The following is a 23,031-nucleotide window of genomic DNA, read 5'->3' on the forward strand; positions in this document are numbered from 1 at the left end:
CGTCGCCCCACAGCCTTGTAGCCCCTGAACCACAGTCACTGACTCAGAAAAACCAAGAAACAGAGAAAAAACCTAATCAACTTATTGACAGGTCAATCCATATCGGGAGCGGCGCCCTCGCCGCGAATGTCTTGGCGAATGCCCCGCCACCAGCACCCCACACTGTCAGCCACGGCCGGGGCGTGTAAAGTCGGTCACATACGCACACATTTAAATTGTCACCAACTGGAGTTAACCATGAGTTCAGCGCAGCGCGCTCCCCAACACTTTGCCATCATCGGTGCCGGCATAGCCGGCATCACCTGTGCCCGCACCCTGGTGCAGGCCGGCCACCAGGTGACCATTTTTGAAAAAAGCCGCAGTGCCGGCGGGCGCATGGCCACCCGCGGCAGCGCGTTTGGCTCGTTCGACCATGGCGTTCAGTACTTCACCGCCCGCGACCCGCGCTTTTTGCAGGCACTTGAAACCACGCCCAAGTTGTGCAAACGCTGGAGCGCCAACAGCGTGCAGGTGCTCGATGAACTCGGCCATGTGACCGCGCCGGGCTTGCCCAGCCATGATGCGCACTGGGTGGCGGTGCCGGGCATGAAGTCGCTGGTGAGTGGCTGGGCCGAACCGCTGGAGGCGGGCGGGTGCATCGAGCTGCAAACCCGCGTGGTGCGCATCGAGCCGGATGCCGTCAAACCCAGGCAATGGCAGTTGCGCACCGAAAGCCTTGACGGCACGCAGCATGTGTTCTCGGGTTTCGATGGCGTTTTGCTCGCCACACCCTGTGCCCAGGCGCACAAGCTGCTGCAAACGTCAGAACAATCCAAACCCTGGATCAAGCAGCTTGAGCAGGTCAAGGTGGCGCCCTGCTGGACGCTGATGCTGGCGTTCCCGCAGGCCATGCAGCCCGGCCTGTCGGCGCTGGGGCCGCAATGGAATGCGGCGCGCAGCACGCACCACCGCATTGCCTGGCTGGCGCGCGAATCGAGCAAGCCCGGGCGCGAACCGATCGAGCGCTGGACCGTGCAGGCCAGCGCCGCCTGGTCGCAGGAACACATTCACGACGACGCGCCCCGCGCCGAGGCCAAGCTGCTCAAGGCCTTTAGCGAGGTGACGGGCATCCGCGCCGAGCCCGCCCACGTGGACAGCCAGCGCTGGCTGTACGCCAAAACCGTCAAACCACTGGGCAAAAGCCATCTGTGGGATGCCAAAAAGGGGCTGGGCGTTTGCGGCGACTGGTGCCTGGGCCACCGCGTGGAAGACGCGTTTGTGTCAGGGCTGGAACTGGCGCTGGCGGTGGTTTAATTTACGACTCGTCATCGCGAGGTGCGCAGCGACGTGGCGATCCAGGACTGCATGGATTGCCACGCTTCGCTCGCAATGACGTTGAATAGCACGTCAGATTACATCGGCCGTTTTGCGCCCTCGCCCACCGGGCCGCTGCATGCGGGCTCGCTGGTGGCGGCGCTGGCCAGCTGGCTCGACGCGCGTGCCCACGATGGCCGGTGGCTGGTGCGCATCGAGGATGTCGACCGCACGCGCTGCCTGCCCGGCATGGACCAGATCATCCTTCAGCAATTGGCTGCCTGCGGCCTGCACAGCGACCAGCCGCCGCGGTACCAGTCCCGGCGCTCGGCGCACTACCAGCAGGCGCTCGGCCGGCTGATCACCAGCGGCCATGCCTACCCCTGCGGCTGCTCACGCCGCGACATCGAGCTGGCCCTGCAGCGCAGCGGCCAGATCAAGGCGCGTCACGGCGAGCTGATTTACCCCGGCACCTGTCGCGCTGGCTTGCAGGGCAGATTAGCGCGCGCCTGGCGTTTCAGAACCGCTGACCAGTCCCTCGTCCATTGGCAAGACCGCCGTCTGGGGGCGCAGGTGCAAGACGTGGCGGTCGAGGTGGGCGACTTCATCCTCAAGCGTGCCGACGGCTGCTTTGCCTACCAATTGGCCGTGGTGGTGGACGACGCCGACCAGGGCATCACCGACGTGGTGCGCGGCGAGGACCTGGCCGACAACACCGCGCGCCAGATGCTGCTGCAACGCGCCCTGGGCGTGACCACGCCGCGCTACCTGCACACGCCGCTGGTGCTGGGCGCCAACGGCGAAAAACTCAGCAAACAAAATGGCGCCCGGGCCATGGACACGCGCCAGCCGCTGGCCGCGCTGAACCAGGCCGCTGCGGTGCTGGGATTGACACCGCAGCAGGTTGCCGCTGACGCCCTGGCCCATTGGCTGGCGCAATGGAAGTGTCTCTACAATCGCGCCCCGTGAACGACACCCAAAATACTCCCCCGCAAGCACCTGGGCAGGCCCGCGCCGCACGCACCCGAGCGCACACCCTGGCCGATGTGGCCTATCCCAAAACCATCAAGAGTTTCGTGCGCCGCGCCGGCCGCGTCACCAGCGGCCAGACCAAGGCGTTCGACGAACTCGGACCACGCTTTTTGCTGCCTTACCAGGCCGGCGCGCTTGATTTTGCAGCGGCTTTCGCAGACGCGGCAGACCCCGATGACAGCACCGCCAGACCCACCGTGCTGGAGATCGGTTTTGGCATGGGCGAGGCCACGGCGCACATTGCCGCGGCTCTGCCGCAGACCAACTTCTTGTGCTGCGAGGTGCACGAGCCCGGCGTGGGCGCGCTGCTCAAGCGCATTGGCGAGCAGAACCTGCGCAACATCCGCATCTGCGCGCATGACGCGGTCGACGTCATCGACCACATGCTGCCGCTGCAAAGCCTTGACGGCGCGCACATTTTTTTCCCCGATCCCTGGCACAAAAAGAAGCACAACAAGCGCCGCCTGATTCAGCCGCCGCTCATCGTCAAACTGGCGACGCGCCTGAAAGTGGGCGGCTACCTGCACTGCGCCACCGACTGGCAGCCTTATGCCGAACAGATGCTCGAAGTGCTGAGCGCCGAGCCCTTGCTGAAAAACACCGCACTGACCCAGCACCCCGAGCTCCTGGGTTACGCCCCCAAGCCGTTTTACCGGCCGCTGACCAAGTTTGAAAACCGCGGCCTCAAACTGGGCCATGGCGTGTGGGACCTGGTGTTTGAGCGCGTATAGGCCACCCACGCGTCAGGGCATCGGCCCGAGTTGCGTGGGCTTGCCCGCCGGACCGTGGCCGACGCTGCTGGACTTTCTGAGAGAGCGTTTCCCCAACGTCTCGCCACAGACCTGGCTCGATCGCATGGCGCGCGGCGACGTCATCGGCGAACGGGGTGAGCCCGTCCTGCCGCAGCGCGCAGCCTGTGCGCCCTATGCCGCGCACCAGCGCCTGTACTACTACCGCGAGGTGCCCGACGAACCCCCCATCCCGTTTGACGAAGTGGTGCTGTTTCAAGACGCGCAACTGCTGGTCGTCGATAAACCGCATTTTTTGCCGGTGGTGCCCTCCGGCGGCTACCTGCGCGAAACGCTGCTGGTGCGGCTCAAGAACAAGCTCGGCCTGGATGATCTGGTGCCGATTCACCGCATCGACCGCGACACCGCCGGGCTGGTGCTGTTCTCCAAACAACCCGCCAGCCGCGCCGCCTACTGCGCGCTGTTCAGCCGGCACCAGGTGCATAAAACCTACGAAGCGATTGCACCATGGCGGTCTGACCTGAGCTGGCCGCACACGCGCACCAGTCGCATCCGCGAAGCGGGCCACTTCATGCTGCAGCATGAAGTGCCGGGCACACCCAACGCCGTCACGCACATCGATGTGCTCGAGGTGCGCGGCGACCTGGCGCGCTACCAGCTCAAACCGGTCACCGGCCAGCGCCACCAGTTGCGCGTGCATATGCTGGCGCTGGGCCTGCCGATTCTGAACGACGGTCTCTACCCAGCCCTCACGCCCGAAGGCCAGCCGGACTACGCCAGACCGTTGCAACTGCTGGCCAAACGGCTTGAGTTCATCGATCCAGTCTGTGGTGAACCCAGGCAGTTCGAGAGTGCGCGAGTGTTGGGCCTGCCCGAATGCCTTCGCGGCGAGGGCGCCGCTTCCATAGAGGCAGATGAAATTTGTGGGAGTCGCGCCCCCGCGACGAAGGCTGTTTGAATACATTCGCGGCGAGGGCGCCGCTCCCACAAGAACGCCGCTCCCACAGGAACGCCGCTCCCACAGGAACGCCGCTCCCACAAAGTGCGCCACTGCTACAGTCCGAAGGATGTCTGCGCCATAATTCAGCAGCTTCATTTTTCAGCGGAGTTTCAATTTGTTTTCCATCCTACAAGCCGCAGGCTGGCCGATCTGGCCTTTGGTGGCCTGCTCGGTGCTGGCCATGGCGCTGATCATCGAGCGTTTCATCAACCTGCAAACCCTCAAGGTGGCGCCACCCCGGCTGCTCGACGAAGTGCTGACCGTCACGCGCCTGAGCGTGCCCGGTGCTGATGTGGTGGCCAAGCTCGAACAAAACTCGGCCCTGGGCGAGGTGCTGGCCGCCGGACTGCGCGCGCTCAACACCAGCCCAAAATGCTCCGAAGAAGAGCTGCGCGCCAGCATGGAGGCCACCGGCCGCCAGGTGGCGCACCGGCTGGAGCGCTACCTGAGCGCGCTGGCGACCATTGCGTCGGTGGCGCCGCTGATGGGCCTGTTTGGCACGGTGGTCGGCATGATCGAGATCTTTGGCTCGCAACCGACTGGCGTCAACATGGGCGGCAACCCGGCACAACTGGCGCACGGCATTTCGGTGGCGCTGTACAACACCGCTTTCGGCTTGATCGTGGCGATTCCGTCGCTGATTTTCTGGCGCTACTTTCGCGCCCGCGTCGATGAATATCTGCTGACGCTGGAACTGGCCTCCGAGCGCCTGGCGCGCCATCTTTACACCTTGCGCAAGTAAGCCGGCACATGATGAATTTCCGGGTGCGCCCCAAGGAAGAGCCCGAGATCAACCTGATCCCGTTCATTGACGTGCTGCTGGTCATCCTGATTTTTCTGATGCTTTCCACCACCTACAGCAAGTTCACCGAAATGCAGCTCAAACTGCCGGTGGCCGATGTCGATGCGCAGCGCGATTACGCCAGGGAAGTGCTGGTCTCGGTCAGCGCGGAGGGCCAGTACAGCGTCAACAAGCAGGTGGTGAACGGCCGCGGCGTGGACGACCTGGCCAGCGCTTTGCAGGCCGGCGCCAAAGCCGGCCCCGAGTCGGTGGTCATCATCCATGCCGATGCCAATGCCAGGCACCAGGCGGTCATCAGCGTGATGGAAGCCGCGCGCCGCGCCGGCCTGACGCAAATCACCTTTGCCTCGGTGTCCTCCACCCCCGGTCGCACGCCTTGAGCCATGGCTGAGGCATCACCCGTGCCTGGCCGCAGCCTGACCGATGCCTGGCAACGGCGCGGTTGGCTGGCCTGGCTGCTGTGGCCGCTGTCCTTGCTGTTCGGGCTGCTGGTGCGCCTGCGCAAAGCGCTGTACCGCGCGGGCTGGCTGACGTCCGAGCGCCTGCCGGTGCCAGTGATCGTGGTTGGCAATGTGGTGGCGGGCGGCGCTGGCAAAACCCCGGTGGTGATGGCGCTGGTGCAGCATCTGCAAGCGCGCGGCATCCAGGTGGGTGTGGTCTCACGCGGCTATGGACGCCGCAGCCAGGAATGCCTGGAGGTTTTTCCTGACAGTGCCATCGAAGACGTGGGTGACGAACCGGCCCTGATCCAGCGCCGCACCTCGGCCCCGGTGTTTGTCGCCGCCAGGCGGGCGCAGGCCGGGCGTGCCCTGCTGGACCAACACCCGCACATACAACTGATCGTGTGTGACGATGGCCTGCAACATCTGCACCTGCAGCGCGATCTGGAGATTGGGGTCTTTGACGACCGGGGCGTGGGCAACGGCTTTTTGCTGCCCGCCGGCCCGTTACGGGAACCCTGGCCGCGCGCGCTCGACATGATGCTGCACACTGGCCAGCAACCCGCTTTTGCCGGCGGTTATCGCGCCAGTCGCAGTTTGGCAAACCATGCGCTGCGCGCTGACGGCAGCCGGGTGGCGCTGGCCGATCTGGTGACCGGAAAACCACTGCTGGCGGTGGCGGCCATTGCCAGACCAGAGGCCTTTTTTGCCATGTTGCGCGCCCAGGGCCTGCCACTGGCCAAAACGATAGCGATGCCTGATCACGCTGATTTCAGTCGCTGGGCCGGCAACGCCGACGGCGCCTGCACCGTGCTGTGCACTGAAAAAGATGCGGTCAAATTGTGGGGCAGGGAACCTGATGCGCTGGCCGTGCCACTCGACTTCACCCCCGACCCCGCTTTCTGGCAGGCTCTGGCGATGCGGCTCGAGCCACTTTTAAAACCATGAGCCGGTGGAACGCTGCCGCCAGAACGCTATCATTGACGCATGGACACACGACTACTTGAATTACTGGTTTGCCCCGTCACCAAGGGGCCGCTCACTTACAGGCACGACACCCAGGAACTGGTTTCGCTCAGCGCCCGCCTGGCCTACCCGGTGCGCGACGGCATTGCGGTGTTGCTCGAAAACGAGGCCAGAGTCTTGACCGACGCCGAGGTTGAGGAAGGGCGCAAGCCTTGACTTTCACCGTCCTGATTCCGGCGCGGCTGGCTTCCACCCGTCTGCCCAACAAGCCGCTCGCGGACCTTGCCGGTGTGCCGATGGTGGTGCGGGTGGCGCAACAGGCGCTGCGATCGGGCGCGCAAAGCGTGGCGGTGGCCGGCGACAGCCCCGGGATCGTGACCGCTTGCCAGGCCTACGGCATCACTGCCGTGCTGACCCGTGCCGACCACCCCTCGGGTAGCGACCGGCTGGCCGAGGCCTGTGATCTGCTGGCCCTGCCCGATGACGCCATCGTGGTCAATGTGCAGGGCGACGAGCCGCTGATCGACCCGCAACTCATCACCGACGTCGCCCACTTGCTGGCGCGGCGGCCGCAAGCTGCCATGAGCACGGCAGCCCATGCGATCGATGATGTGGCGGATTTTCACAACCCCAATGTGGTCAAGGTGGTGCTCGACGCGCAGCACATGGCGCTGTATTTCAGCCGCGCGCCCATTGCCTTCCCGCGCGATACGCCCGACCAGTTGCCCAGCCCGGCGCCCTTGCGACATATCGGCATTTACGCCTATCGGGTCAGCTTTTTGCGCCTGTTTCCCAAGCTGGCACAAGCGCCGCTGGAGCGCGTTGAATCGCTTGAGCAATTACGCGCCTTGTGGCACGGGCATCGTATAGCCGTGCACATCACCCAGCATGCGCCCGGCCCTGGCGTGGACACCGCCGAAGACCTGGAACGGGTGCGGCGCTTGCTGGCAATCTGATGCGTTTTGGCAGGAACATCGTGTAAGCCATTACCCGGCTATCGCGTGCTATTCTCATACCTGACTGCTCCGATTTCACACAATAAGTACCCGAGAACAAGCATGAAACTCATTTTGTTGGGCGCACCCGGCGCTGGTAAAGGCACACAGGCCACGTTTATTTGCCAAAAATATGGCATTCCGCAAATTTCCACCGGCGACATGCTGCGCGCCGCAGTTAAGGCCGGCACAGCGCTGGGCAAACAAGCCAAAAGGGTGATGGATGCGGGCGGCTTGGTTAGCGACGACCTGATCATCGACCTGGTCAAGGAGCGCATTACTCAGCCTGATTGCAGCAACGGTTTTTTGTTCGACGGCTTTCCGCGCACCATCCCGCAAGCTGATGCCATGAAGGCTGCGGGCGTCAAGCTGGACTACATCCTTGAAATTGACGTGCCTTTTGAGGCCATCATCGAACGCATGGGCGGCCGCCGCTCGCACCCGGCCTCCGGGCGCACCTACCACGTCAAATTCAACCCGCCCAAAGTTACCGGGGTCGATGACGTGACGGGCGAGCCACTGGTGCAGCGCGCTGACGACCAGGAAGAAACCGTCAAGAAACGGTTGACTGTTTACAACGCCCAGACCCGCCCTCTGGTGGAATACTACTCGGAATGGGCCAGGGCAGAACCCGCCGCTGCGCCCAAGTACCGCGCCATCAACGGCACCGGCAGTGTCGAAGACATCACCGAGCGCGCCTTTGCGGCGCTGGAAAGCTAGCCCTAATCAGTTGGGGTCAGAACACATCGCTGCGCGAGTGGTCTGACCCTCAATCATCAGTGCCAGCATCAAGGCCACGCGTGCCTTGACGGGGGACAGCCCGTTGCTGTCGGCAAAAGCGTGGCCGGCCACCGGCAACACACGCCCCTCACCACAACGCGAAGCGCGCAGCACCCGCACCCCGGCCTGCCCGGCCCGCTGCAATGCGGCGGCCAGCTCGAAGTGCAGCGTGCCATTGCCAGTGCCCGCCACGATCAACCCTTGCAGCGGTGGTGCCGATGGCACGGGCTGCAGCAGGGCCTCCACCACGGCGGCGCTGCCACCAGCGTAGTTCATGACAATCTCGACCCGGGGCCATGTTTTGACTTGCGTAATTCTTTCAAGCGCCCCAGGCGCCTGATGCGTCAGCGCGAGTGGCCAGTTATTGACCAGGCGCAAACGCCCTTCTTCGATATAACCCAGCGGCCCGGCGTCGCCAGAACTGAAGGCATCGGGGCGGTAAACATGCACTTTCTGCACCGCCAGCGCGGCATGCACCACGCCGGCGCACACCGCCATCACACCGCAGGCACCGTCGGCGCGCGCCAGCGCGACCGCATCGAGCAAATTCTGCGGGCCGTCGGGGCTGAGGGCTGAAGCTGGCCGCATGGCGCAGGTCAGCACCACGGGCTTGTGCAACTGTAGTGCGGCAGGCAGCACGGCATGCAGCAAAAAAGCGGTTTCCTCGAGCGTGTCGGTGCCGTGCGTGATCACCACACCGGCAACATCGTCTTGCGCCAGGTGCTGCTGCACGCGCAGCGCCAGCGCCGACCAGATGGCAAAACTCATGTCCTTGCTGTCGATTTGCGCCACCTGCTCGCAGACCAGGGCATGGCCTTCAAGCACCTCCGACATGCCCGGCACGCCAGCCAGCAAGTCGGCTACCCCCACCTGGGCAGCGCTGTAACCAAGGTTGTCAGACGCCCTGGCCGCCGTGCCGGCAATGGTGCCGCCGGTGCCGAGCACCACAATATTTTTTGGTTTTTTTTGATTCACCACTTGCAGTCTTTCGTAAACTGGTTAAAAATACAGTTACTGGATAAGAAACCAGTATTTTGTTTCAACATCACCCCAGGAGTCGTCATGCTCATCAGACCCAAACTGACTGATCGCCAGCAACAGATCCTCGATCTTATCCAGCGCGCCGTGGCCCGCACCGGGGCACCGCCCACGCGCGCAGAAATTGCCACCGAACTCGGCTTCAAATCGGCCAACGCCGCCGAAGAGCATTTGCAGGCGCTGGCACGCAAAGGCGCGATTGAACTGGTCAGCGGCACCTCGCGCGGCATTCGCCTGAAAAGCGACACCTTGCAAGCCATCAACGCCTCTCGCAGCAAAACACTGGCGCAGTCGGTGGCAGATTTTGCCCAGTTGGCATTGCCGCTGATCGGGCGCGTCGCCGCAGGCTCCCCCATTTTGGCGCAAGAACACATCGACAAAACCTATTACGTGGAAGACAGCCTGTTTCAGCGCAAGCCCGACTACCTGCTCAAGGTGCGCGGTATGTCGATGCGCGATGCCGGCATCATGGACGGCGACCTGCTGGCGGTGCAAAGCACCCGTGAAGCGAAAAATGGCCAGATCGTGGTGGCCCGGCTCGGCGACGAGGTCACCGTCAAGCGCTTCATGCGCCACGACAACCTGATCGAGCTTCACCCCGAGAACCCGGACTACCAGACCATTGTGGTGGAGCCCGGCGAAGCCTTTGAAATCGAGGGCCTGGCGGTCGGCCTGATCCGCAACACCATGCTGATGTAAACCGACCCGGTTCCTGATTTTTCTTGCCCATCCACCCAGCCAGAGCCACACACCATGATCATTGCGCACTCCCCACCCCTCCATTTCCCGAACGTGGTTCACTTCAAGTCGCCCAACCTCAGAGCCTGCACCCGAGGCAGTGCAGGCGCATTGCGTCCCTTGCGCGTGCTGCGTGTGGTGGAGGCCGGCCAAACCTCCGCCCATGCAGGAAGACTGGTGATTTCCGGGCGCATGGCCGATGTCTGCGCTGAACTGGATCGCTTGGCGGCGTTCGAACACACCCACTGAATCGTTCGCCTCGTCCCTATTTTTGGACGACTTTTCGCGCCAGTGCCACACGCCAAGGCACAATCCATGGCATGAATATTGTGATATTGGATGATTACCAAGACGCGGTGCGCAAGCTGGCCTGTTCGGCCAAGCTGGAGTCTTACCAAGCCAAGGTCTATACCAACACCGTCAAGGGCCTGGGACAACTGTCAGTGCGACTCAAAGACGCCGATGTGATCGTGCTCAACCGCGAGCGCACCCATATGCCCCGCGCATTGATCGAGAAACTGCCCAAACTCAAGCTGATTGCCCAAACCGGGCGTGTTGGCAGCCACCTTGATGTCACCGCCTGCACCGAGCGCGGCATTGCAGTGGCCGAGGGCACCGGCTCGCCAGTGGCACCGGCAGAGTTGACCTGGGCGCTGATCATGGCCGCAACGCGACGGCTGCCCCAGTACATCGGCAACCTCAAGCACGGCGCCTGGCAACAGTCCGGACTGAAGTCCAGCGCCATGCCGGCCAACTTCTGCCTTGGCACCATCCTGAAAGGCCGAACCCTGGGCATTTGGGGCTATGGCCGCGTCGGCCAACTGGTGGCCGGCTACGGCAAGGCTTTTGGCATGCGCGTGTTGGTGTGGGGCCGCGAGGCCAGCCGGGAACTGGCGGTGCAGCAGGGTTATGAGGCGGCATTGAGCTGCGAAGAATTTTTTGAGCAATCAGACGTGCTGTCGCTGCATCTTCGCCTGAACGAAGAAACACAAGGCATCGTGCGCCTGGAAGACCTGTCGCGCATGAGGCCAAGCGCCTTGCTGGTCAACACTTCCCGGGCCGAGCTGATCGAGCACGATGCGCTCATCAGCGCGCTCAACCGGGGTCGCCCGGGCCTGGGTGCGGTTGACGTGTATGAAAGCGAGCCGATTCTGCAAGGCCACGCCCTGCTACGTCTGGAGAACTGCATTTGCACGCCGCACATCGGTTATGTGGAACTGGACAGCTACGAGATGTATTTCAGCGCGGCCTTTGACAACGTCATCAACTTCATCAAGGGCCGCCCCACCAACATCGTCAACCCCGGGGCCTTGCAGGTTCGGCGCTAGTTTCAAACGCCTGATGAGTCGCCGAGGTGACTCCTGAGCCGCTTCAAGTCACCCATACGACAGCCCATGAACGAACCCATCCTTACCATCGAAGAGCGCTCAGCCATCAACACCGGGCGCTGGTTTTCTGGCCTTTCACCCTCTCTTCGACACGATATTTTCCGATGTGCCTACGTTCGACGCTACCAGGATGGCGAGCTGATCACTGCCCGCGGCGAGCTGGCCCAAGAGTGGATCGCTTGCGCCAAAGGGGCGGTGCGCGTCAGTTCAACCACTATTTCAGGCAGACAAATCACGCTGACCTATGTCGAGCCTGGCATCTGGTTTGGCGATGTGGCGATGTTCGACGGCGACCGCCGCACCCACGATGTCTATGCCCACGGCGACAGCACCCTGCTGTGCGTGGCACGCGCCGATTTCAACAAAATCCTGTCGCAACATGCCGAACTTTACGAAGCCTTGTTGCGTCTGCATGCCCGACGCATCCGCCAACTGTATGGTCTGGTGGAAGACCTCAACACCCTGCCCTTGCGGGCACGTCTGGCCAAACAGTTGCTGCACCTGGTGCGCAGCTACGGTGTGCCCTCGCTGAGCAATGGCGCAGAAATGCGCATCGGCTTGCAGCTGGCGCAGGAGGAGCTGGCCCAACTGCTGGGCGCTTCGCGCCAGCGCGTGAACCAGGAACTCAAAACCATGGAGCGCGAGGAAGCCATTCGCATCGAACCCGGTGGCTTGGTGGTGCGCGACCGCGAAGCCTTGATGCGCATCGCAGCATCCAGCCCCTGACAAGCTTTCTCTGGATGGTTTCACCTTGTTCACAATGACAATGTCCGACGTGATTTACACCCCGCCCTTCGATACCGCCGCGCTGACGGCCTGGCTGCTAGCCCATTTACCCGGCTTCGCGGGTCCGTTGACGCTCGAAGCCTTCGAGGGCGGTCAGTCCAACCCCACCTTCAAGCTCATCACGCCGTCACAAAGCTATGTCATGCGCAGCAAGCCAGGGCCTGCGGCCAGGCTGCTGCCTTCGGCGCACGCCATCGAGCGCGAGTTTGCCGTGATGTCGGGTTTGGCAGGCACTGAAGTCCCGGTGCCGCGGATGTTGTGCCTGTGTGAAGACGAATCGGTCATCGGCCGCGCTTTCTACATCATGGCGTTCATGGAAGGGCGCATCTTTTGGGACCAATCCCTGCCCGGCATGGCACCAGTAGAACGTGCGGCAATATACTGCGAAATGAACCGCGTGCTGGCGGCGCTGCACCGCGTGGACTACGCGCAACGCGGCTTGGCAAGCTTCGGCAAACCCGGCAATTACTTCGAGCGCCAGATTGGCCGCTGGAGCCGGCAGTATGTGGCCTCCATCACGCAGCCCATTGCGCAGATGGACCGCCTCATGGCGTGGCTGCCCGATCACATTCCGGCGATGGCACGTGACCCTGCCATGGTTAGCATCGTGCATGGCGACTACCGGCTCGACAACCTGATGTTTCATCCCACCGAGCCGCGCATCATCGCCGTGCTGGACTGGGAGCTCTCCACGCTCGGGCATCCGCTGGCGGACTTCAGCTACCACTGCATGGCCTGGCACATCACGCCCGGGGCGTTCCGCGGCATTGGCGGGCTGGACCTGGCGCGCCTCGGCATTCCGTTCGAGCGCGATTACATCCGCCAGTATTGCGAGCAGACGCAACTGACGACGCCCGATCGACTGGCGCAGGACTGGAACTTTTACCTGGCCTACAACCTGTTTCGCATGGCGGCCATTTTGCAGGGCATCGGCAAACGGGTAGAGGATGGCACGGCAGCCAGCGCGCAGGCCGTCAGTGCCGCCGCGGGTGCCCGCCCCTTGGCTGAGCTGGCCTGGCAGTTCGCCCAACGATCGACGGACCAATTGTGATGAAAAACACCGCCCAGCCAAAACAATTGGCCCGAGGGCGGACCTCCTGCAAATGCTGCGCCGCCCCCTGTAGGAGCGGCGCCCTCGCCGTGAAGACTCCCCTGAAAGCACCCTATGGACTTTGACTATTCGCCCAAAACCAAAGCGCTGCAGGCCAAGCTGCTGCAGTTCATGGCCAACCACATTTACCCCGCGGAGGGCGCGCACCATGCCGAAGTTGAAGCCAACACCGCTTTGGGCAAGCGCTGGACGCCCTTGCAAACCATTGAAAATCTCAAGCTCAAGGCCCGTGAACAGGGTCTGTGGAACCTGTTTTTGCCGGTGGACAGCGCCCAGGCGGCCGGCTTTGACGGCGCGGGCCTGACCAACCAGGAATACGCGCCGCTAGCCGAAATCATGGGCCGCGTGCCCTGGGCGAGTGAAGTCTTCAACTGCTCGGCACCCGATACCGGCAACATGGAGACCATCGCCCGCTATGGTTCAACAGAACACAAAATGCGTTGGCTCAAGCCCCTGCTGGACGGCACCATCCGCTCGGCTTTTGCCATGACCGAGCCCGATGTCGCCTCCAGCGATGCCACCAACATTGAGACCAGCATGGTGCGCGACGGCGATGACTATGTGATCAATGGCCGCAAGTGGTGGATCAGCGGCGCCGGCGACCCGCGCTGCGCAATCTACATCGTGATGGGCAAGACCGATCCCCTGGCCGAGCGCCACGCCCAGCAAAGCATGATCCTGGTGCCGGCGAACACGCCCGGCGTGCAGGTGCTGCGCCCACTCAACGTCATGGGCTACGACGACGCGCCCCATGGCCACATGGAGATTTCCTTCAAGAACGTGCGGGTTCCGGCGAACCACATCCTGCTGGGTGAAGGCCGCGGCTTCGAGATCGCCCAGGGGCGGCTCGGGCCGGGGCGCATTCACCACTGCATGCGGCTCATCGGGCTGGCAGAACGGGCGCTGGAACTGATGTGTCGGCGCAGCAGCCAGCGCATTGCCTTCGGCAAGCCGCTGGCTGCGCAAACGGTGACGCAGGAGCGTATTGCCGATGCCCGCTGCAAGATCGACATGGCGCGTCTGCTGACCCTCAAAGCGGCCTGGATGATGGATGTGGGCGGCAACAAGCTGGCCAAGAACGAGATCGCCATGATCAAGGTGGTGGCCCCCAGGATGGCCTGCGAGGTGATCGACTGGGCCATGCAGGCCTTTGGCGGTGCCGGCATGTGCGACGACTTTCCACTGGCCTACGCCTACACCTGCGCACGCACGCTGCGCTTTGCCGATGGGCCCGATGAGGTGCACCGCAATGCGATTGCCAAGCAGGAATTGCGAAAATACAGCGTGACCTGATTCAAACACCATCGGGCCGAGGGCGGACCTCCCGCAAAGGCCTAGCCTCCTGAATTTTGTGGGAGCAGCGCCCTCGCCGAGAATGACTTCAAAAACTAATGCAAATGCCGCGGCTTGCGTCCTCCATGGCCCATGCCGCTGGTGCCGCCACCGGTGCCGCGCGGGGGCTTGCCCAGTTGCAGTGAATTGACCAGGTCGTTAAAGCGCTGGCTGAACAGCTGATCGACCGCCGCCACCACGCCACCGAGTTCCGCGCCATCAAAATGGCGCTCCATCAGGCTGATCACGTCCTGCACCAGCAAATCGCGCTGCACCTGCATGATGGCGGCCGGATCGGGACCGACAAACAGCATGATGAAGTCGTCACGCGACTCGGCCTCAGGATCGGCGTCTTCGTCCTCGTCTTCAAAATCGGTGTCGTAAAAGGTCACCTCGATGGCGGCACCGGTCAGGGCCACTTCATTGAGGTTCATGCACATTTCGTCCAGCACCTGGCGAAAGTCGTCATCACCCTCGACGGTCCAGCACATTTGCAGCAAATGATCCTTGGCATCGAATTGAATGCCGGGCTCGTCCTCGTAAAAACTGCCCGCCACATCGGCCAGGGAACGGCCACCGGCGTATTTCCAGAGCGGCTTGAGCGCATCTTGCAGATGCTCAAACGTCACATCACCACGCAGGCTCACCTGGCCATGCACGTGGATTTCAAAAGGGGTGTTGTAGCGCGTCATAGGCTTTAGTGTACGGGACAATATTCAGCCCTCGCAAGCCTGCGTGGGCCTGAAACCAGCCGAAAAATACCGCAGCCCGGTGTTACAACCCACCTGCCTCAGCCCATGTGCAAGCCGCCATTGACCGAGAACTCGGCGCCGGTAGCGTAGCCGCCTTCGTCAGACGCCAGCCAGGCGATGATGGAAGCGATCTCAGAGGGCTCGCCCAGGCGCTTGACCGGCACTGTGGCAATGATCTTGTCGAGCACTTCCTGGCGGATCGCCTTGACCATGTCGGTGCCGATGTAGCCCGGGCTCACGGTGTTGACCGTCACGCCTTTGGTCGCCAGTTCTTGCGCCAGGGCCATGCTGAAACCGTGCATGCCTGCCTTGGCAGCCGAATAGTTGGTTTGACCCGCCTGGCCCTTGACGCCGTTCACACTGGAGATGTTGATGATGCGGCCCCAGCCTTTTTCAACCATGTCGCCGACCACTTGTTTGGTCACGTTGAACATGGAGTTAAGGTTGGTTTCGATCACTGCGTCCCAGTCTTCACGCGACATTTTGACGAACATGCGGTCACGGGTAATGCCGGCGTTGTTGATCAGCACGTCGATGTTGCCATGCTCGGCCTTGGCTTTGGAAAATGCTTCCACGGTGGAATCCCAGTCACCCACATTGCCGGCGGACGCATAGAAAGTGAAACCCAGCGCAGCCTGCTCGGCCAGCCACTTGCCGTAGTCGCGGGTAGGGCCGCAACCGGCAATGACCGTGAAACCTTCTTTGCTCAGTCGCTGGCAGATGGCGGTACCGATACCACCCATGCCGCCGGTGACGTAGGCTACTTTTTGATTCATGAAACTACTCCTCTTTGTGAAATTGACAACCTGGCTGAATTAGATCAAACAATTAGCGTTCCAGGCAGAGGGAAACCCCCATGCCGCCGCCAATACACAGCGCAGCCAACCCCTTCTTGGCATCACGGCGCTGCATTTCGTGCAGCAGAGTGACCAAGATCCGGCAGCCGGACGCGCCAATCGGGTGACCCAGGGCAATGGCGCCGCCATTGACGTTGACCTTCGCGGTGTCCACAGCAAGTTCCTGGTTGACAGCGCAGGCCTGGGCGGCAAAAGCCTCGTTCAGTTCGAACAGGTCGATGTCGGCCACGCTCCAGCCGGCACGGGCCAGCGCCTTGCGCGATGCCGAGACCGGGCCCATGCCCATGATGGCGGGGTCCAGGCCGGTGGTGCCGAAGCTCTTGATGGTGGCCATGGGCTTGAGGCCCAGGGCAGCCGCTTTGCTGGCTTTCATGACCATGACGGCGGCAGCGCCGTCGTTGATGCCGGAGGCATTGCCAGCGGTCACGCTGCCGGCTTTGTCAAAGGCCGGGCGCAGACCTGCCAGGCTTTCGGCATTGGTTTTCTTGTTGATGAATTCGTCGGCGTCAAACACCAGCGGGTCGCCCTTTTTCTGAGGGATGACGACGGGGACGATCTCGTCCTTGAATTTGCCGGCGGCCTGGGCAGCTGCGGCTTTTTGCTGGCTGGCCAAGGCCAGGGTGTCCTGCATTTCGCGGGTCACGCCTTGCGCTTTGGCGACGTTTTCGGCGGTGATGCCCATGTGGTATTTGTTGTAGACGTCCCACAGGCCGTCGTTGATCATGGTGTCAACCATTTTCCAGTCGCCCATGCGCTGGCCGTCACGGCTGCCCATCAAAACGTGGGGCGAAGCGCTCATGTTTTCCTGGCCACCGGCGATGACGATCTCGCTGTCGCCAAAGGCGATGGATTGGGCGGCCAGCATGACGGCCTTCAGGCCGGAGCCGCAGACGGCGTTGATGGTAAGGGCCGGGGTTTCCTGGGCAATACCGGCCTTGATCAAGGTCTGGCGAGCCGGGTTCTGGCCTGCACCTGCGGCCAGCACCTGGCCCATGATGACTTCACCAATCTGGTCGGCTTTGACACCGGTTTGCTCAAGCAGGGCCTTGATGACGATGGCGCCCAGATCGGGGGCCGCAACTTTGGCCAGCGAACCACCAAATTTACCAACGGCGGTACGGGCTGCTGCGACGATGACGATATCTTCCATGGGTTTTCCTCTATGAATAGGTTAAAAAAGAAAAGAATCAGGCCTTGGCTTGCACGTAGCGGCCGGGCGCGGGCTCGATGGCCTTGTACTTGCCCTTGCCATAAGTCTTGGGCGCGGTAATCTCTTTGCCGGCCTGGGCAGCCAGCCAGTTGGACCAGTCGGTCCACCAACTGCCCTTGTGTTCGGTGGCGCCCGTCAGCCATTCGTCAGCCGTCTTGGGCAGCTTGCCGTCTTCACGGATCCAGTGACTGCGCTTGCCTTTGGCTGGCGGGTTGATGACACCGGCAATGTGGCCGGAGGCCCCCATGACAAAGCGTTTTTTTCCTGGCAGGTATTGGGTAGAGGCATAGGCACCTCCGATCGGCACGATGTGGTCTTCGCGCGAGCCGTAGATGTAAACCGGCAGGTCAACCAGGTTCAGGTCGATCTTTTCACCGCAGACCGTGGCCACGCCCGGCTTGGTGAGATTGTTTTCAAGGTAGGTGTTGCGCAGGTACCAGGCGTAAAACGGGCCCGGCAGATTGGTGGAATCGCTGTTCCAGTAAAGCAGGTCGAAGGGAGGCGGGCTTTCACCCTTGAGGTAGTTGCCCACCACGTAGTTCCAGACCAGTTCGTTGGGACGCAAAAAGCTGAAGGTGCTGGCCAAATCCTTTCCCTTCATCAGGCCGCCCTTACCCATTTCCTGCTCGCGGTATTTGACAAATCCTTCGTCGATGAACACGTCGAGCACACCGGTGTCGGCAAAGTCGAGCATGGAGGTCAGGAAGGTGGCACTGGCCACCGGCTTTTCGCCACGTGCTGCCAGCACCGCCAGGCCACAGCCGAGCATGGTGCCACCCACGCAGAAGCCCAGTGCATTGATGCTTTTGGCACCCGTGATGTCCTGTGTGACCTTAATGGCCTTGATGACCGCATTTTCGATGTAGTCGTCCCACGTGGCCTTGGCCAAAGAGGCATCGGGGTTGCGCCAGCTCACCACAAACGTGCGGTGGCCCTGCGCCACGGCATAGCGGATCAGCGAGTTCTCGGGTTGCAAATCAAGGATATAAAACTTGTTGATGCTGGGAGGCACCAGCAAAAATGGCTTTTCATAGACTTTGTCGGTCAGGGGCTTGTATTCGATGAGTTGAATCAACTCGTTCTCGAACACCACAGCACCTTCGGTGGTGGCAACGTTCTTGCCGACTTCAAAAATGCTCTCGTCGGTCATCGACACATGGCCCTGCTGGATGTCGTGCAGCAGGTTTTGAATGCCTTTGGCGATGCTTTGGCCCTGGCTTTCAATGGCTTTTTGTTGCGCCTCGGCGTTCAGGGCCATGAAGTTGCTGGGGGCGGTGGCCGCGTTGATCTGCTCCACGGCAAAGTGAATGCGGGCGCGGGTTTTAGCATCGGTCTCTACCGCATCGGCCAATTGAGTCAGGGTTTTGGCATTGAGCAGGTAGGAGGCGGCGGTGAAAATGGCCATCGGATTTTCTGCCCAGGCGGCGTCGGCAAAGCGTCGGTCAGTGACGGTCAGTTTGCCCTGAACGCTGTCGGCCCATAAATCGCCGGCTTCTCTCATGTACTGGTGTTGCAGCGCCTGAAGTTTTTCCGGCGAAAACTTGATTTTGGGGTGCTTGACAACGGGGGTCATCATCTTGGCACTGGCTTCGCCCAAATCCATGTTCTGAAACGACTCAAAAGCCTTGGTCATGCTCTCGGCCATGGTTTGTTGAAAGTTTTTGGCTGATTGGAGCCAAAGTTCCTGAACGTCTTCCTTCATGCGTATCCCTATCTGAGTTGGTCAATTGTCGAATCCGCTAGTATCGTTGGCCAAGCCCTTCGAAAACCTGACATCTTCCAATTGTCTTCAAAAATTACTTCGCCTTCATGTACATCGTTGCAATAGCCTGGCTTTATGTGGCCATTCTCATGGCTGTGGCCGAAGTCACCCACAGCACTGGCACGCTGCTGGGCGGCATCATCACTTTTGTCCTGTACGGTCTGCTGCCGCTGGGGGTGGTGTTGTATGTGATGGGAACATCGGCCCGCAGGCGTGCCATCAAGGCAAAGGAAAGCGCCGAACTACAGTATGCACAGAAGGCCTCAGCCCTCACGCCAGATGCAGACAGCAATGCGGCCGGTGACGCGGTCACGCCGGTAAGAAAAGAAGCGTGAGGCATTGCCCATGGTGCACCAGGCTGGGCTGCTGTCATTGCCGTAAATCTGGCTGATACCCATGGCGCGCAGCCGCAGACGCGCCAGACCGGCCAGGTCAGCCAGCCATTTCCCCTGGAGCAAGGGTTTGAAAAAATCACCCGCTCGTGGATCGCTTGCGGTGAAAGCCGCGCGCACCTCATCACCCACCTCAAATGCCTGCGGGCCAATGCACGGCCCTAGCCAAACCATGGTTTCAGCAGCTTGCCGGGCTTGATCGCCCTGCGCCAAGTCAAAAAAGCGCTGATGGGTGGCTTCGAGAATCCCCACGCCGCCCTGCCCCGCCAGGCCACGCCAGCCGGCATGAGCGGCGGCCACAGCCTGGCCTCGCGTGTTGGTGAACAGCACCGGCAGGCAGTCGGCCACCATCACCGTGCAGGCCAGGCCCGGCTGGTCGGTCAGGCAGGCGTCAGCCATGGTACGGTCCGGGGTAGAGGCATCCAGTGTCACGACCTGGGTGCCGTGAACCTGGTTCAAAAAAACCGGGTGCGCGCCGATGGCATGCTCAAAAATTGCCCGGTTGGCGGCCACGTGGGCAGGGTCATCGCCCACATGGTCACCCAGATTCAGGCTGTCATAGGGGGCAAGGGACACCCCGCCCATGCGAGTGGTACAAATAGCGTGGACGCCAGCTGGCGCCGGCCAGTCAGGTGTGAGCCAGGTGCTCATCTGTAGGAGGCCCGCCCTCAGGCCGAAGGTTGTTGGGGGCAATCGCGGCGCGGGCGCCGCTCCCACAGGGCGCCGCTCCCACTGAGCGCAGTTCCGACAACGACATCATCAAACCGCTGCGTGGATCTTGTCGTAGGCGGCCAGCAGCTTGTGGTGCATCTCGCAGCCATCCAGGGCCAAGCCGGGGGCGCCCAGGCCCATGAAACGGTCTTCCTGCATGATGAGCGCGTGGGCTTGCGCCAGCGGCCCGGCGCCATAGAGCAGCGCCAGGGTGTCCAGGTAAGGGCCACTGTCCCCGATGTCGGCCAGGTTGATCAGGTTCTGGATGCAGGCGTACACCCGTTTGCGCTGCGGGTTGACCTGGTCGAAGTTCAAAATCCATTCGCAGCCTTCCAGCGTGGCGGCCTCGTCGCCCACGGCCAGCGCCAGCAGGGTTTTGAGTTCGCCCAGGCGCAGGTCGCTCCAAAACGAGCCGGCATCGGCGGCCAGGCCAATCAGGCCCGCCACCGGGCGGTGGTCGGCCAGGTTGGATTCGTTCAATGTTTCCAGCAGGTCGGCGCATTCCTCGTCGTCAAGGTCGGGCAGGTTCAGCACAGCTTCGCGGAACTGGTTGGCGATGCTGTTGTTCTCGAATTCCAGGTCGTCGATGGGATAGATCTCGGACAGGCCCGGCACCATAATGCGGCAGGCGTAAACGCCGAGTTGCTCGAAGTCGGCCAGGTAAACCTCGTGGCCGTCGTGGTGCAGGCGCGCCAGGCTCCAGGCGTAGTCCTCGGCCGTGGTGCTGCTGAAATTCCAGTCGACAAATTCATAGTCAGGCACATCGCCCAGAAATTTCCAGTGGATAACGCCGCTGGAATCGACAAAATGGATCTCGATGTTGGTGGAACTGGCGGCTTCTTCCAGGTCAAAGCCGGGGGCCGGAAAGTTTGAGAGCGCATCGAGCGCCCGGCCCTGCAGCAGCTCGGTGAGCGCGCGCTCCAGCGCCACTTCAAAACGCGGGTGCGCGCCAAAACTGGCAAAGCAGCCCTGGTCGAGCGGGTTCAGCAGCGTGACGTTCATTACCGGGTACTGGCCGCCCAGCGAAGCGTCCTTGACCAAAATACCAAAACCGGCTTCGCGCATCGCATCAATGCCACGCGCAATGCGCGGGTAGCGGGCAATCACGGCCTCGGGCACGTCGGGCAGGCACAGGCCCTGGCTGATGATGCGGGCCTTGATGGCGCGCTCAAAAATCTCGGACAGCGCCTGGGTGCGCGCTTCCATCTGGGTGTTGCCGGCCGACATGCCGTTGCTGACGTACAGGTTGCCGATCAGGTTGACCGGGAAATAAACGGTTTTGCCGTCGCTCTGGCGCACGTAAGGCAGGGCGCAGACGCCGCGCTCGGATGCGCCCGAGTTGAAATCGACCAGGCTGCTGGCGTCGATGTTGCTTTGCGGGTTGTACAGCGCGTGTAATTCGGGCGTGAGCAATTCGGCAGGCCAGGACTCATCTTCAGGCACATCAAACCAGCGCTCCTGCGGGAAATGCACATGGTCACGCCCGGTGACATCGGGGCCGAGGTAAAAATGGGTCCAGAAATAATGGGTTGACAGGCGCTCAACAAACTCGCCCAGGGCGCTGGCCAGGCAGGCCAGGCGGCTGGCGCCCTTGCCGTTGGCGAACAGCAGCGTGCAGTCGCGGTCGCGGATGTGGACCGACCAGATGCCGTCAACCGGGTTGAGCCAGCTGCGTTCTTCAATGTGAAAACCCAGGGCTTGCAGCTTGCCTTGCAGGGTGCTGATGGTGGATTCAAGGGCAGCATCTTTGCCAGGAATAAAAGTAGTGTGGTTCATATCCCCAGCATACCTCATGCTTCATTGGGTCCGGCCTGGCGGCGGGATTGAAAACGCTAGACTCGCAAGTTACTGAATTAACCGACCCCCACCGGAGATTTTTATGATTCTTGAGCTCGCCGACTTTTCGATCCAGCCCGGCCAGAACGCCGCCTTTGAAGAGGCCGTGCAACGCGGCCTGAAAACCGTCATTGCCCATGCACAAGGATTCGAGGGTTTCAAGGTGAACCGCGGCATTGAAAACCCGCAGCGCTACGTTCTGCAAATTTTCTGGACCACGCTGGAAGACCACACGGTGGGTTTCAGGGGCTCCCCGGCGTTTGCCGAGTGGCGCGCCATTGTGGGGCCATTTTTTGCCAGCCCACCGGTGGTGGAACACTTCGAATTGGTCGCCAAGTCGGCTTGATGCATCTTTAAGGGCCGCCATGAACACTGTCTTTTCCCCCGCACCCAGCGTGACCGTGCCCGTGGTCGGCACCAGCGCGCAGTTTCCGGTGCACCGCATCTACTGCGTTGGCCGCAATTACATTGAACACGCCCAGGAAATGGGCCACAGCGGGCGTGAGCCGCCATTTTTCTTCATGAAGCCGGCCGACGCTGTGCTGGTGGCGGCGCCTGGCAGCGTCACCCCGCTGCCCTACCCCGGCTTGACCAAAAACCTGCACTACGAAATTGAACTGGTGGTGGCGATTGGCACCGGCGGCAAAAACATAGCGTTGGAACAGGCTGAGAGCCATATTTTTGGTTACGCCGTGGGCCTGGACATGACCCGGCGCGACCTGCAAAACGAGATGAAGGCTCTGGGCCGCCCGTGGTGCATCGGCAAGGGCTTTGACCACTCGGCCCCGATTGGCCCCATCACCACCAAAAGTGCGGCGGGCGACATCACGCACGCCGCCATCAGCCTGCAGGTGAACGACGCGCAGCGCCAAAGCAGCACGCTGAGGCACCTGATCTGGAACATTGCAGAGACCATCGCCCAGCTCTCCACCGCCTGGGAGTTGCAGCCCGGTGACCTGATTTACACCGGCACTCCCGCGGGCGTGGGCGCTGTGCTGCCGGGCGATACGCTCAAGGGCAGCATCAGCGGTCTCACAAGCATTGAATTGAAGGTGATTTAA

At 62.0% G+C, this 23,031-nt stretch carries 26 protein-coding genes; 19 read left to right on the forward strand and 7 right to left on the reverse strand.

Going from position 1 to position 23,031, the window contains the following annotated elements; all coding sequences use genetic code 11:
- Positions 1–237 precede the first annotated feature (237 nt).
- The 10 genes from PHF15_RS08610 to adk all read left to right on the forward strand — a co-directional run bounded on the left by PHF15_RS08610 (position 238) and on the right by adk (position 7,997).
- A complete protein-coding gene (locus PHF15_RS08610) occupies positions 238–1,293 on the forward strand; it encodes an FAD-dependent oxidoreductase (protein WP_300120337.1) in 1,056 nt (351 codons plus the stop codon).
- 75 nt (positions 1,294–1,368) lie between these two features.
- Positions 1,369–2,262 (forward strand): tRNA glutamyl-Q(34) synthetase GluQRS, encoded by an 894-nt coding sequence (gene gluQRS, locus PHF15_RS08615; protein WP_300120338.1) that lies wholly within the window; start codon positions 1,369–1,371, stop codon positions 2,260–2,262.
- A gap of 68 nt (positions 2,263–2,330) precedes the next feature.
- Entirely contained in the window at positions 2,331–3,056 is a 726-nt protein-coding gene (gene trmB / locus PHF15_RS08620; RefSeq protein WP_300120554.1) for a tRNA (guanosine(46)-N7)-methyltransferase TrmB, read from the forward strand.
- The gene (locus PHF15_RS08625; RefSeq protein ID WP_300120339.1) at positions 3,043–4,032 is read left to right on the forward strand and encodes a pseudouridine synthase; all 990 of its coding nucleotides are present in this window, start codon (positions 3,043–3,045) and stop codon (positions 4,030–4,032) included. Before trmB ends, PHF15_RS08625 begins: the two co-directional genes overlap by 14 nt.
- Positions 4,033–4,189: 157 nt before the next feature.
- Positions 4,190–4,816, forward strand: a complete 627-nt coding sequence (locus PHF15_RS08630; protein ID WP_300120340.1) for a MotA/TolQ/ExbB proton channel family protein — start codon at positions 4,190–4,192, stop codon at positions 4,814–4,816.
- Positions 4,817–4,827: 11 nt separating this feature from the next.
- The gene (locus PHF15_RS08635) at positions 4,828–5,256 is read left to right on the forward strand and encodes a biopolymer transporter ExbD (RefSeq protein ID WP_300120556.1); all 429 of its coding nucleotides are present in this window, start codon (positions 4,828–4,830) and stop codon (positions 5,254–5,256) included.
- Between the two features lie 3 nt (positions 5,257–5,259).
- The gene (lpxK, locus tag PHF15_RS08640) at positions 5,260–6,264 is read left to right on the forward strand and encodes a tetraacyldisaccharide 4'-kinase (RefSeq protein WP_300120341.1); all 1,005 of its coding nucleotides are present in this window, start codon (positions 5,260–5,262) and stop codon (positions 6,262–6,264) included.
- A 39-nt stretch (positions 6,265–6,303) separates the two neighbouring features.
- A complete protein-coding gene (locus tag PHF15_RS08645; protein WP_300120342.1) occupies positions 6,304–6,498 on the forward strand; it encodes a Trm112 family protein in 195 nt (64 codons plus the stop codon).
- A complete protein-coding gene (gene kdsB, locus PHF15_RS08650; RefSeq protein WP_300120343.1) occupies positions 6,495–7,238 on the forward strand; it encodes a 3-deoxy-manno-octulosonate cytidylyltransferase in 744 nt (247 codons plus the stop codon). Before PHF15_RS08645 ends, kdsB begins: the two co-directional genes overlap by 4 nt.
- Positions 7,239–7,340: 102 nt before the next feature.
- Positions 7,341–7,997 (forward strand): adenylate kinase, encoded by a 657-nt coding sequence (adk, locus tag PHF15_RS08655; protein WP_300120344.1) that lies wholly within the window; start codon positions 7,341–7,343, stop codon positions 7,995–7,997.
- Between the two features lie 6 nt (positions 7,998–8,003).
- Here adk and PHF15_RS08660 read toward each other — a convergent pair whose 3' ends face one another.
- On the reverse strand, positions 8,004–9,032 hold the full coding sequence (locus PHF15_RS08660) for an asparaginase (RefSeq protein ID WP_300120345.1): 1,029 nt from the start codon (positions 9,030–9,032) through the stop codon (positions 8,004–8,006).
- Positions 9,033–9,119: 87 nt separating this feature from the next.
- Between PHF15_RS08660 and lexA the strand changes: the two genes are divergently transcribed.
- The 6 genes from lexA to PHF15_RS08690 all read left to right on the forward strand — a co-directional run bounded on the left by lexA (position 9,120) and on the right by PHF15_RS08690 (position 14,411).
- Entirely contained in the window at positions 9,120–9,794 is a 675-nt protein-coding gene (gene lexA, locus PHF15_RS08665; RefSeq protein ID WP_300120347.1) for a transcriptional repressor LexA, read from the forward strand.
- Positions 9,795–9,848: 54 nt separating this feature from the next.
- The gene (locus tag PHF15_RS08670; protein ID WP_300120348.1) at positions 9,849–10,082 is read left to right on the forward strand and encodes a hypothetical protein; all 234 of its coding nucleotides are present in this window, start codon (positions 9,849–9,851) and stop codon (positions 10,080–10,082) included.
- A 71-nt stretch (positions 10,083–10,153) separates the two neighbouring features.
- Positions 10,154–11,161, forward strand: a complete 1,008-nt coding sequence (locus PHF15_RS08675) for a D-2-hydroxyacid dehydrogenase family protein (RefSeq protein ID WP_300120350.1) — start codon at positions 10,154–10,156, stop codon at positions 11,159–11,161.
- Between the two features lie 66 nt (positions 11,162–11,227).
- Positions 11,228–11,947: a Crp/Fnr family transcriptional regulator gene (locus PHF15_RS08680; RefSeq protein WP_300120352.1), complete on the forward strand. Its 720-nt coding sequence runs from the start codon at positions 11,228–11,230 to the stop codon at positions 11,945–11,947.
- A gap of 34 nt (positions 11,948–11,981) precedes the next feature.
- Positions 11,982–13,058, forward strand: a complete 1,077-nt coding sequence (locus tag PHF15_RS08685; RefSeq protein ID WP_300120557.1) for a phosphotransferase — start codon at positions 11,982–11,984, stop codon at positions 13,056–13,058.
- Positions 13,059–13,172: 114 nt separating this feature from the next.
- Positions 13,173–14,411: an acyl-CoA dehydrogenase family protein gene (locus tag PHF15_RS08690; protein WP_300120354.1), complete on the forward strand. Its 1,239-nt coding sequence runs from the start codon at positions 13,173–13,175 to the stop codon at positions 14,409–14,411.
- Positions 14,412–14,506: 95 nt separating this feature from the next.
- Here the strand turns inward: PHF15_RS08690 and PHF15_RS08695 are convergent, their stop codons facing one another.
- The 4 genes from PHF15_RS08695 to phaC all read right to left on the reverse strand — a co-directional run bounded on the left by PHF15_RS08695 (position 14,507) and on the right by phaC (position 18,971).
- Positions 14,507–15,142, reverse strand: coding sequence for a DUF6806 family protein (locus tag PHF15_RS08695; protein ID WP_300120355.1), 636 nt, complete (start codon positions 15,140–15,142; stop codon positions 14,507–14,509).
- Positions 15,143–15,240: 98 nt separating this feature from the next.
- Positions 15,241–15,978: an acetoacetyl-CoA reductase gene (phbB, locus tag PHF15_RS08700; protein WP_300120356.1), complete on the reverse strand. Its 738-nt coding sequence runs from the start codon at positions 15,976–15,978 to the stop codon at positions 15,241–15,243.
- Between the two features lie 52 nt (positions 15,979–16,030).
- A complete protein-coding gene (locus PHF15_RS08705) occupies positions 16,031–17,209 on the reverse strand; it encodes an acetyl-CoA C-acetyltransferase (protein ID WP_300120357.1) in 1,179 nt (392 codons plus the stop codon).
- A 37-nt stretch (positions 17,210–17,246) separates the two neighbouring features.
- Positions 17,247–18,971: a class I poly(R)-hydroxyalkanoic acid synthase gene (phaC, locus tag PHF15_RS08710; protein WP_300120358.1), complete on the reverse strand. Its 1,725-nt coding sequence runs from the start codon at positions 18,969–18,971 to the stop codon at positions 17,247–17,249.
- Between the two features lie 107 nt (positions 18,972–19,078).
- Between phaC and PHF15_RS08715 the strand changes: the two genes are divergently transcribed.
- Positions 19,079–19,366, forward strand: a complete 288-nt coding sequence (locus PHF15_RS08715) for a hypothetical protein (protein ID WP_300120359.1) — start codon at positions 19,079–19,081, stop codon at positions 19,364–19,366.
- On the opposite strand, the gene pgeF is transcribed toward PHF15_RS08715, so the two are convergent.
- Both pgeF and ycaO read right to left on the reverse strand, forming a co-directional pair.
- Positions 19,295–20,074, reverse strand: coding sequence for a peptidoglycan editing factor PgeF (pgeF, locus tag PHF15_RS08720; protein ID WP_300120360.1), 780 nt, complete (start codon positions 20,072–20,074; stop codon positions 19,295–19,297). The genes PHF15_RS08715 and pgeF overlap by 72 nt on opposite strands.
- A 108-nt stretch (positions 20,075–20,182) precedes the next feature.
- Entirely contained in the window at positions 20,183–21,910 is a 1,728-nt protein-coding gene (gene ycaO, locus PHF15_RS08725; RefSeq protein ID WP_300120361.1) for a 30S ribosomal protein S12 methylthiotransferase accessory factor YcaO, read from the reverse strand.
- A gap of 103 nt (positions 21,911–22,013) precedes the next feature.
- Between ycaO and PHF15_RS08730 the strand changes: the two genes are divergently transcribed.
- Positions 22,014–22,316: an antibiotic biosynthesis monooxygenase gene (locus PHF15_RS08730; RefSeq protein ID WP_300120362.1), complete on the forward strand. Its 303-nt coding sequence runs from the start codon at positions 22,014–22,016 to the stop codon at positions 22,314–22,316.
- A gap of 19 nt (positions 22,317–22,335) precedes the next feature.
- Positions 22,336–23,031: a fumarylacetoacetate hydrolase family protein gene (locus PHF15_RS08735; RefSeq protein ID WP_300120363.1), complete on the forward strand. Its 696-nt coding sequence runs from the start codon at positions 22,336–22,338 to the stop codon at positions 23,029–23,031.

This window comes from Rhodoferax sp. (assembly GCF_028689295.1).
GTDB lineage: Bacteria > Pseudomonadota > Gammaproteobacteria > Burkholderiales > Burkholderiaceae_C > Rhodoferax.

What these genes read in the sequence shown, in the direction of transcription:
- PHF15_RS08695 (WP_300120355.1), bottom strand. Translation starts at nt 15,142, where the DNA reads ATGACGCGCTACAACACCCCTTTTGAAATCCACGTGCATGGCCAGGTG.
- phbB (WP_300120356.1), bottom strand. Translation starts at nt 15,978, where the DNA reads ATGAATCAAAAAGTAGCCTACGTCACCGGCGGCATGGGTGGTATCGGT.
- pgeF (WP_300120360.1), bottom strand. Translation starts at nt 20,074, where the DNA reads ATGAGCACCTGGCTCACACCTGACTGGCCGGCGCCAGCTGGCGTCCAC.
- PHF15_RS08705 (WP_300120357.1), bottom strand. Translation starts at nt 17,209, where the DNA reads ATGGAAGATATCGTCATCGTCGCAGCAGCCCGTACCGCCGTTGGTAAA.
- PHF15_RS08670 (WP_300120348.1), top strand. Translation starts at nt 9,849, where the DNA reads ATGATCATTGCGCACTCCCCACCCCTCCATTTCCCGAACGTGGTTCAC.
- lexA (WP_300120347.1), top strand. Translation starts at nt 9,120, where the DNA reads ATGCTCATCAGACCCAAACTGACTGATCGCCAGCAACAGATCCTCGAT.
- PHF15_RS08715 (WP_300120359.1), top strand. Translation starts at nt 19,079, where the DNA reads ATGTACATCGTTGCAATAGCCTGGCTTTATGTGGCCATTCTCATGGCT.
- adk (WP_300120344.1), top strand. Translation starts at nt 7,341, where the DNA reads ATGAAACTCATTTTGTTGGGCGCACCCGGCGCTGGTAAAGGCACACAG.
- lpxK (WP_300120341.1), top strand. Translation starts at nt 5,260, where the DNA reads ATGGCTGAGGCATCACCCGTGCCTGGCCGCAGCCTGACCGATGCCTGG.
- PHF15_RS08675 (WP_300120350.1), top strand. Translation starts at nt 10,154, where the DNA reads ATGAATATTGTGATATTGGATGATTACCAAGACGCGGTGCGCAAGCTG.
- PHF15_RS08610 (WP_300120337.1), top strand. Translation starts at nt 238, where the DNA reads ATGAGTTCAGCGCAGCGCGCTCCCCAACACTTTGCCATCATCGGTGCC.
- PHF15_RS08645 (WP_300120342.1), top strand. Translation starts at nt 6,304, where the DNA reads ATGGACACACGACTACTTGAATTACTGGTTTGCCCCGTCACCAAGGGG.
- PHF15_RS08690 (WP_300120354.1), top strand. Translation starts at nt 13,173, where the DNA reads ATGGACTTTGACTATTCGCCCAAAACCAAAGCGCTGCAGGCCAAGCTG.
- ycaO (WP_300120361.1), bottom strand. Translation starts at nt 21,910, where the DNA reads ATGAACCACACTACTTTTATTCCTGGCAAAGATGCTGCCCTTGAATCC.
- PHF15_RS08730 (WP_300120362.1), top strand. Translation starts at nt 22,014, where the DNA reads ATGATTCTTGAGCTCGCCGACTTTTCGATCCAGCCCGGCCAGAACGCC.
- PHF15_RS08635 (WP_300120556.1), top strand. Translation starts at nt 4,828, where the DNA reads ATGAATTTCCGGGTGCGCCCCAAGGAAGAGCCCGAGATCAACCTGATC.
- gluQRS (WP_300120338.1), top strand. Translation starts at nt 1,369, where the DNA reads ATGACGTTGAATAGCACGTCAGATTACATCGGCCGTTTTGCGCCCTCG.
- PHF15_RS08735 (WP_300120363.1), top strand. Translation starts at nt 22,336, where the DNA reads ATGAACACTGTCTTTTCCCCCGCACCCAGCGTGACCGTGCCCGTGGTC.
- PHF15_RS08685 (WP_300120557.1), top strand. Translation starts at nt 11,982, where the DNA reads ATGACAATGTCCGACGTGATTTACACCCCGCCCTTCGATACCGCCGCG.
- phaC (WP_300120358.1), bottom strand. Translation starts at nt 18,971, where the DNA reads ATGAAGGAAGACGTTCAGGAACTTTGGCTCCAATCAGCCAAAAACTTT.
- PHF15_RS08680 (WP_300120352.1), top strand. Translation starts at nt 11,228, where the DNA reads ATGAACGAACCCATCCTTACCATCGAAGAGCGCTCAGCCATCAACACC.